The organism is Streptomyces sp. C (genome assembly GCF_000158895.1).
GTDB lineage: Bacteria > Actinomycetota > Actinomycetes > Streptomycetales > Streptomycetaceae > Streptomyces > Streptomyces racemochromogenes.
The window spans coordinates 738599-741067 of sequence record NZ_GG657750.1 but is presented as its reverse complement, the minus strand read 5'-3'; the positions used below and the strand labels follow the sequence as shown (position 1 = coordinate 741067).

The following is a 2469-nucleotide window of genomic DNA, read 5'->3' as shown; positions in this document are numbered from 1 at the left end:
CTGGGCCTGCCCGTCTCGATCGTACGGATCCTCCTGGCCGACCTCCTCGCAGCCGGGCGCATCAGCGCCCGGCACCCGCGCGTCACGACGTACCGCCTTCCCGACCCCGACATCCTGGAGCAGGTGCTCGTTGGACTCCGCAACCTCTGACCCGGGCGAGCCCCGGCAGAACCTCAGCAGCACCGCCGACAACGGCCTCAAGATCGTGATCGTGGGCGGTTTCGGCGTCGGCAAGACCACCATGGTCCGCTCGGTCAGCGAGATCCGCCCGCTGAACACCGAGGAGACGATGACCCAGGCGGGCGAGGCCGTGGACGACACCGACGGCATCGGCACCAAGAGCACCACCACCGTCGCCTTCGACTTCGGCCGGATCACCCTCGACGCCCACAACGTGCTCTACCTGTTCGGCGCCCCCGGCCAGGAGCGGTTCTGGTTCCTGTGGGACCGGCTCTTCTCCGGCACCCTCGGGGCGGTCGTCCTCGTCGACACCCGCCGCCTCGCGGACTCCTGGTACGCCATCGACCGCCTCGAACACCACGGCACGCCCTTCGTCGTCGCCTGCAACGACTTCGGCGGACCCGCCCACACCCCCGAGCAGATCCGCACCGCCCTCGACCTCCCCTCCGAGGTGCCCCTGCTGTTCTGCGACGCCCGGTCCCGCGCGTCCAGCAAACAGGTGCTCATCTCGCTCGTCCAGCACCTCCAGCACCTCCACAGCCACCGGCCCGACCGGCCGGACGCCGTCCCGCACCCCATCCCGGAGCCCACCCCGTGACCACCCCCGAGCCGCAGCCCGTCTACCTCGGCGGCCCGCGCTTCCAGAGCGACCCCGCCGAGCTGTACCGGGAGATGCGCCGCGACCACGGACCCGTCGCCCCGGTCGTCCTCGACGGCGACGTCCCGGCCTGGCTGGTCCTCGGCTACCGCGAACTGCACCAGGTCACCAGCGACCCCCAGCTCTTCTCCCGCGACTCCGACCTGTGGAACCAGTGGGACCGCATCCCGGCCGACTGGCCGCTGCTCCCGATGATCGGCCGCAAGCAGCCGTCCATCCTCTACACCGTCGGCGAACGCCACCGCGAGCGCGCCGCCGTCATCTCCGACGCGCTGGAGTCCGTCGACCCCTTCGAACTCAAGGGCCACGCCGAACGCTTCGCCGACGAACTGATCGACGGGCTCTGCTCCAAGGGCAGCTGCGACATCGTGGGCGAGTACGCCATGCTCCTGCCCCTGCGCGTCCTCGCCCGCATCTACGGGTTCTCCGACGAGCAGGGCCCCGGCCTCGTCACGGCCATGAACGACATGATCAACGGCCGGGAGGGCGCGCTCGACGGCCAGCGCCACCTCGCCGAGTCCATGTACGCGCTCCTCGCCGCCAAGGCCGCCGAGCCCGGCCCCGACGTCGCCTCCCGGATGCTGGCGAACACCGCCGGCTTCACCGTCGACGAGATCGCCCAGGACCTGATGGTGATGATGGCCGCCGGCCACCAGCCCACCGCCGACTGGATCGGCAACTCACTGCGCCTGATGCTCACCGACGACCGCTTCGCCGCCTCCCTGGCGGGCGGCCGGCACAGCGTCGGCGAGGCCATGAACGAAGTGCTCTGGGAGGACACCCCCACCCAGAACGTCGCCGGCCGCTGGACCACCCGGGACACCCACCTGGGCGGCCGGCGCATCGGCAGCGGCGACCTGGTCCTCCTGGGCCTGGCCGCCGCCAACGGGGACCCGCACGTACGCACCGACGCGGGCGCCCTCACCGGCGGCAACAACGCCTTCTTCTCCTTCGGCCACGGGGAGCACCGCTGCCCCTTCCCGGCCCAGGAGGTCGCCGAGGCCATCGCCCGGACCGGCATCGAGGTACTCCTCGACCGCCTCCCCGACGTCGACCTCGCCGGGCCCGCCGCCGAACTCACCCGGCGACCCTCGCCGTGGCTGCGCGGCCTCACCGCCCTCCCCGTGACCTACACCCCGACCCCCGCGCTTGGAGCCACCCCGTGACCTGCCCGATCGACCACCCCGGCCCCGCCCCCCTCGCCCTCGACCCCTTCGTCACCGACCTCGACGCCGAGAGCGCCGCACTGCGCGCGGCCGGCCCGCTGGCCCGCGTCGTCCTCCCCGGCGGCGTCGCCGTGTACGCCGTCACCCACCACGCCGAAGCCCGCAAGCTCCTCACCGACCCCCGCGTCGTCAAGGACATCAACGTGTGGGGCGCCTGGCAGCGCGGCGAGATCCCCCTGGACTGGCCGCTGATAGGCCTCGCCAACCCCGGCCGCTCCATGCTGACCGTCGACGGCGACGAACACCGCCGGCTGCGCACCCTCGTCGCCCAGGCCCTGACCGCCCGCCGGGTGGAGAAGCTGCGCGCCGGCATCGAGGCCCTCACCACCCGCTCCCTCGACGCCCTGGCCGCCCTTCCGGCCGGCGGCGCCGGTCGACCTCAAGGCGCACTTCGCCTACCCGCTG

3 protein-coding genes and 1 pseudogene are annotated in these 2469 nt (G+C 72.8%); all 4 read left to right on the top strand.

Features of this window, described 5'->3' with window-relative positions; genetic code table 11:
- Nucleotides 1-150: DUF742 domain-containing protein (locus tag SSNG_RS39080; RefSeq protein WP_129593377.1), on the top strand; the 150-nt coding region annotated here is incomplete at its 5' end.
- A complete protein-coding gene (locus SSNG_RS03350) occupies nt 131-778 on the top strand; it encodes an ATP/GTP-binding protein (RefSeq protein WP_007262383.1) in 648 nt (215 codons plus the stop codon). The genes SSNG_RS39080 and SSNG_RS03350, both read left to right, overlap by 20 nt.
- On the top strand, nt 775-2004 hold the full coding sequence (locus SSNG_RS03345; protein ID WP_007262382.1) for a cytochrome P450: 1230 nt from the start codon (nt 775-777) through the stop codon (nt 2002-2004). The genes SSNG_RS03350 and SSNG_RS03345 overlap by 4 nt, the downstream gene beginning before the upstream one ends.
- Nucleotides 2001-2469, top strand: a pseudogene (locus tag SSNG_RS03340) (cytochrome P450); the annotation flags it as partial. The gene SSNG_RS03345 and the pseudogene SSNG_RS03340, both read left to right, overlap by 4 nt.